The sequence below is a fragment of the Halorubrum sp. Hd13 genome, assembly GCF_002252755.1.
Lineage (GTDB): Archaea > Halobacteriota > Halobacteria > Halobacteriales > Haloferacaceae > Halorubrum.
Window position 1 is genome coordinate 1 of sequence record NZ_NHOY01000012.1, and the last position, 5,588, is coordinate 5,588.

Annotated in this window: 7 protein-coding genes; 2 read left to right on the forward strand and 5 right to left on the reverse strand. The window is 70.7% G+C overall.

What is annotated here, in order from left to right:
* Positions 1–294: 294 nt before the first annotated feature.
* On the reverse strand, positions 295–699 hold the full coding sequence (locus DJ81_RS01610) for an abortive infection protein (RefSeq protein WP_094523926.1): 405 nt from the start codon (positions 697–699) through the stop codon (positions 295–297).
* A gap of 263 nt (positions 700–962) precedes the next feature.
* Between DJ81_RS01610 and DJ81_RS01615 the strand changes: the two genes are divergently transcribed.
* Positions 963–1,232, forward strand: a complete 270-nt coding sequence (locus DJ81_RS01615) for a hypothetical protein (protein ID WP_170938215.1) — start codon at positions 963–965, stop codon at positions 1,230–1,232.
* A 52-nt stretch (positions 1,233–1,284) separates the two neighbouring features.
* On the opposite strand, the gene DJ81_RS01620 is transcribed toward DJ81_RS01615, so the two are convergent.
* The 3 genes from DJ81_RS01620 to DJ81_RS01630 form a co-directional block, all read right to left on the reverse strand.
* Positions 1,285–2,322: an NAD(P)/FAD-dependent oxidoreductase gene (locus DJ81_RS01620; protein WP_094526093.1), complete on the reverse strand. Its 1,038-nt coding sequence runs from the start codon at positions 2,320–2,322 to the stop codon at positions 1,285–1,287.
* A 102-nt stretch (positions 2,323–2,424) separates the two neighbouring features.
* Positions 2,425–3,003: a universal stress protein gene (locus DJ81_RS01625; protein ID WP_094526092.1), complete on the reverse strand. Its 579-nt coding sequence runs from the start codon at positions 3,001–3,003 to the stop codon at positions 2,425–2,427.
* Between the two features lie 160 nt (positions 3,004–3,163).
* Positions 3,164–3,349, reverse strand: a complete 186-nt coding sequence (locus tag DJ81_RS01630; RefSeq protein ID WP_141212503.1) for a hypothetical protein — start codon at positions 3,347–3,349, stop codon at positions 3,164–3,166.
* A gap of 144 nt (positions 3,350–3,493) precedes the next feature.
* Here DJ81_RS01630 and DJ81_RS01635 point away from each other — a divergent pair, with 144 nt between their 5' ends.
* A complete protein-coding gene (locus tag DJ81_RS01635) occupies positions 3,494–4,903 on the forward strand; it encodes an MFS transporter (protein ID WP_094588125.1) in 1,410 nt (469 codons plus the stop codon).
* Positions 4,904–4,925: 22 nt separating this feature from the next.
* On the opposite strand, the gene DJ81_RS01640 is transcribed toward DJ81_RS01635, so the two are convergent.
* The gene (locus DJ81_RS01640) at positions 4,926–5,546 is read right to left on the reverse strand and encodes a class I SAM-dependent methyltransferase (RefSeq protein ID WP_094588127.1); all 621 of its coding nucleotides are present in this window, start codon (positions 5,544–5,546) and stop codon (positions 4,926–4,928) included.
* Between the last annotated feature and the right edge of the window lie 42 nt (positions 5,547–5,588).

Sequence of the window (5,588 nt, forward strand, 5' to 3'; positions counted from 1 at the left end):
GGCTCTCGACGAGCTCGTCGGCGATCTCGTCCGACCGGCCGCGGACGCGGAGGTCCGCGACCGTCGCGACAGTTCCGTCGAAGAGCCCGGCGATCGTCCGCCGCGCCTGCGCCGCGTCGAGCACCGTCGGCCGACCAGAGGAGGTATCGCTGTGTCGTTGACATCGCTGTTCGTATCTGTAGATGAACGCGAGGCGAAATAAAAGTACGGGCGGTGGGGCGACAGGCGAGGGAGGCGAACGACGGAGACCGGGCCGGAGACCCGTCTCGGAGGGTGGAGAGCCGGCCCCGTGACCTACCGCACCCGCAGGGTCCGGTGCAGCGTGTAGCCGGCGATCACGAGGAACACGAACGGGCGCCCCGTGAGCGGGTGCGCCAGCAGCGACCCGGTCGCGAGGACGAGGTACCCCTTGCCCGGCGGCGACCACGGGGTCCGGTCCCGCATCGCCGCCAGTTCGGCGGCGAACGCGTAGAGGAAGCCGCCCGCGACGGGGATCCACAGCGCCGCCGCCAGGAGGGTCCCGAGCGACGTGCCCGCGACCGCGCCGACCGAGCGGGGCAGCCACCCGACCGCGGTCGCGTACTCCGGGTCCGTGAGCCCGCGGGCGACGACCGACGCCGGCAGGTACAGCGCCGCGACCGCGACCGTCGTCCAGAAGGGGACGTTCGAGCGCGACCGCGAGGCCGGCGATTTGACCATACGGAACCGCGGGGACCGCACGGGAGAAACCCTCCGGTTCCGGGCGCGGACCGAGCGTCACCGCCGCACCGACCGACCCGTTTCGGGTGGAAACGTTCCAGTTTCGATAGAGGTATACGAAACTGTGGCATGGTACTCGTTACACGGCGTTAACAATCGTTTGAAACGCTCTGAGCGAATGACCCGTGGTACCAATACTCAGAAACTATACGTAATATGAAAGGTTTTTACTCCCGCGCGACCAACGGGTAGATATGCAACCGATGAACGGCGGATACACGGCGCGAGCGGTGATGGCCGGATCCGACAGCCCGCCCAACGGGGGCCTCGTCGTCTCGCTCGCGTTCCTGGCGCTGGTCGCGCTTCCGCTGGTGGTGGCCTCCTACCCGCTCGTCTCCGCGGGGCTGCTCGCCGGCGTCGTCGCGCTCGTCGCGCTGGGGCGCTCGCTCTCCCGCCACGTCGACCGCGGAACCGTCCGAACGATCAGCCTCCCCGGACTCGGCACGGTCGAGTACCGATTCACGCGAAGCTAACTCGGTCTCCCCCGCTGTTTCCCCCCTCCAACTGTTCGGTCGAACGCCGACGCTACAGCCCGTACACGACGCGTTCGCCCGTGTCCAGCCCGTTCGCGAGCGCGGCGTGGATCCGCCCCTCGCCGGCGACCCAGTCGCCGAGGAGGAACAGGTCCTCCCGCCGGGCGGAGTCGATCGGCCCGCGGTCGACGCCCGCCTCCGGGAGCGCGTAGCGCCACCCCTGGTGGTCGGTCCACGCCGGGTCGGCCAGCCGCTCGTCGCCCACGACTGAGGCGGCGTGCTCGGCGAGGTCGGCGACGTTCGCCGCGGGGTCGTCGTCGTAGCGCTCGGCGGACCACTCCGGGCCCGCCTGAACGACCAGCAGCGTCTCGCCGTCCGGGACGTGCCCCGCCTTGCACTCCTCGCGTGAGATCCAGCCGACAGGGTGCTCTTTGTCCGTGTTGACGAGCCCGTAGTAGGGGACGTCGATCGCGAACGGGTAGTGGAGCACGGCGGACCACACCGACCGGTACGCCACGTCGCCCACGGCGTCGACGAGCGCCTCGCGGACCGGCGACTCCCACTCGGCGTCGCGGAGCAGCTCCGCGGTCTGCGGCGCCGGGGGATTGAGGAGCAGGACGTCGAACGGGCCCCACGTCTCCCCGTCGGCGTCGTCGACCTCCCAGCGGTCGTCGGCCCGTCGGACGGTCTCGACGCGCGTCCGGCGATGGACCGTCGCATCAGTTCGGCCGAAGAGCCGCTTGGCGATCTGGGTGAGGCCGCGTCGGTAGCTCCACTTGTGATCGTCGGCGTCGCGGCCGGGCGAGACCTCGCCGTCCGCGTCGAAGGTGTACACCGGCTCGGTGATGTCGACGAGCCCCTCGTCGTCGAGCCTCTCCGTCATCAGTTCGACGACGCGTTCGTCGTCGGACTTCAGATAGTTCGCGCCGTAGTCGTAGGTCAGGTCGTCGTGGCGACGTGTCGCCGCGCGGCCGCAGATGCCGCCGGACTTCTCGAGCACGGTCACGTCCGCGTCGGGCGCCGCTTCGTCGACGACGAACGCCGCGGCCGCCGCGCCCGCACCGGCGCCGACGATACCGATATCAGTCATAACAGTTGTAGGGGACGCGGTCACTTAACCCGTCGTCTCGCGGACCCGCGGGCGGAGCGCAGGGAATCGGGCCGAAAAGGGGAACGGCGAGAACGGGCGCGGTCAGTCGTCGGCGCCGACGACCATCACGGGCGCGGCGGCGCCGCGCTGGACCCGAGTGGGGAGCGTCTCCGGGTGGACGAGCCGGTCGAGCCCAGTGCGGCGCGCGGAGCCGACCACGATCAGGTCGGCGTCGTGGGCGGCGGCGAAGTCGAGCACCTCCTCGTGTGCCGTCCCGTACCGGAACCGCTTCTCGACGTCGACGCCGGCCGCCTCGCCGCGGGCCGCGGCGTCTTCGACGAGCGCCTCGCCCGTGCGCTCGCGGCGCTCGACGACCACGTCCCAGTGCTCTGTGGTGTCGACGACGTAGAGGGCGTCGACGGTCGCGCCGTGCGCGGCCGCGACGTCGAGGCCCGCGTCGACCGCGGCGCGGCCGGCCTCGTCGTCGCCGGTGACGACGAGCACGCGCTCGAAGAGGGACCCTCCCCGTGCAGTCCCTTCGGCGGTCGGAGCGGCGGGGTCGTCGGTGGCGGTCGGAGCGGCGGTGCCTGCGGCGTCGACGTCGGTGGAATCGATGTCGGCGGGGTCGGCGGCGTCGACGTCGGCGGTGTCGATGTCGGCGGTGTCGATGTCGGCGGACATGGTGGTGGTGCCGGATTTGCCCTTTCGGAGGCTCCGGTCGTGTTCGTGTTCACCTTGGAGCGTCCTTCTCTTAACAATTTTCGACAGTATAGACGATTATCATTATCTATCCGGTGACGAACTCCAAAGAGGATCCCGATTCGCGATGATCGATCCGGATTTATTCGACGTGCGTCCAAGTAATCGACGGCGAGTCGAAGCGGTTCACCGCGTCGGACCCCGCCGCGCTCCCAGACGCCTTCTCGCCGGACCTGACCTCGCTCCCAGACGCCTTCGCACCGACCTCGACCTCGCTCCCAGACGCCTTCGCACCGACCTCGATCTCCCTCCGTAGTCGACCCGGCAAGGACGGCTCCAACGACGCGTTTTAATCGGTCAGTCCGAACAGTACCGGTACGCACGCGAGCGGCGCGAGGCACCGACCCCGCGGCGCGACCCGAGGCACACCACATGACACCGAACACCACCACGCGGCCGACGGACAGCAACGATGGGTGAGGACGGCGGCAACGGAGGCGGCGGGGCCGCCGACGGGGGTCCGGTCGACGACGACGCGGACGCCCCGGCCGACGCCGCGGCGGATCCCGTCGGCGACGACCCCGCGGTCGACGAGGCGACGGGCGAGGTCGACTACGCCGGCCGGGCGTCGTCGATCCTCGGGTTCTCCCGCTGGTGGCAGATCGTCGCCGCCGCGGGGATGATGGCCGCCGTGAGCCCGTACCAGTACGTCTGGTCGTCGATCGAGCAGCCGCTCGCCCAGGGCCTCGACATCGCGTTGCCGGCGCTCGGCGCGGTGTTCTCCTTTTACGTCGTCTTCCAGTCACTCTCGCAGTTCCCCGCCGGAAAGTGGCGGGACAGCCGCGGGCCGGGCGCGCTCACCTTCCTCGCGGCGCTGCTGGCCGGGGGCGGGTACATCGGGCTGGCGTACGCGACGGCCGTCTGGCAGCTGTACCTGCTCTACTCGCTCGGCGCGGTCGGCGTGGGGATCGTGTACACGGTCGCGGTGAACACCGCCGTCAAGTGGTTCCCGGACCGCACGGGACTCACGACCGGTATCGGCACGATGGCGTTCGCGGGGGGGAGCGCCCTCGTGGTGCCGTACGTGCGCGCGAACGCGACCGTCGCGGCGTACGGCGACGTGCTCCGGAACGTCGGGCTCGCCATCCTCGTCGTCACCCTCGTCGGCGCGTACCTCCTGCGGGACCCGCCGGACGACTGGCTCGGACTGGACGACGACGAGGACGGGAACGGCGACGGACTCGCGGCCTCGCTCCGCGGTCGCGCGTACACGACCAGAGAGATGCTGTCGACGTGGCAGTTCTGGCTGCTGTACGCGATGTTCGTCGCGATGGCCGGCGCGGACCTGATCGTCATCGCCAACGTCGTGCGGTTCGCCGAGCAGTTCGGGCTGGCGGCGGTCGTCGCGACCGCGGCGGCGACCCTGCTGCCCGTCGCCGCCGGCGTCTCGCGGATGATCCTCGGCGAGGCGTCGGACCGCTTCGACCGGAAGAAGGTGATGGCCGTCTCCTTCGTGCTCGCCGGGGTGTTCCGGCTCGCGCTGATCGCCGCCGGGCGCGCCGAGGCCGGCATCGCCTTCGTCGCGCTGGTGATGGCGGCGATGTTCTTCTCCTCGCCGCTGTTCGTCTACTTCCCGTCGGTCATCGCCGACTACTACGGCGCCCGGAACTCCTCCGGGAACTACGCCGTCCTCTACACCGCGAAGGTCGGCGGCGGCGTCTTCGCCGGGACCGTCACCGGCTACCTCGTCGCCGCGTTCGGCTGGGTCCCCACGTTCGCGCTCGGCGGCGGCCTGGCGGTCGCCGCCGGACTGGCGGCGCTCCTCCTCCGCCCGCCGAGCGGCTCCGGACTGGAGTCCGAGGCGGCGACGCCGGCGGACTGACGCCGGGGCGCAGTCGGCCGAATCAGTCGCCGCCCGGCGGCTTCCGTCCGACGACCGCGTAGAAGGGGTCGGTCCCCGGGCTCTCCGCGATCCGATTCTCCACCGCGAGGCCGCCCGCTTTTAAGTAACGCTCGACGAGGTCGGCGCGCTCGTCCATCGAGGCGGCCCGCCACGCCCGGACGGCCTTCGTCGGGAACATCCGGTTCGAGAAGCTCACGACGAGGACGCCGCCGGGCGCGAGGACGCGCGCGAACTCCGCGAACACGTCCCCCGGGTACTGGAGGTACTGGACGGACAGGGCACAGCAGACGGCGTCGAAGGCGCCGTCGTCGAACGGGAGCGTCGGGTCGGCGTTGAGGTCTCGGACGACGAACCCGTCGAGCCGGTCGTTCGCGGCGAGCTCGGCCTCGTTGAGGCCGTGGCCGACGACCCGGTCGAACTCGGTCGGCGGGAGGTGCGACACCCAGCTGCTCATCGCGTCGAGGACGCGGTCGCCCGGCTCGAGCAGTTCGCCGTACAGCGCCGTCAGCCGGTCGAGGAACGCGTCGTCGGCGTGGGTGACGAACCGCGGCTCCTGATAAAACGTCTCGTCGGATCGGTCGTCGCGCTTCAGCCGTTCGCGGTCGGAGAGGACGGTCGTCACTGGATGTAATGATCGGGGCCGCGAGCCAAAGAGGCCGTCGCC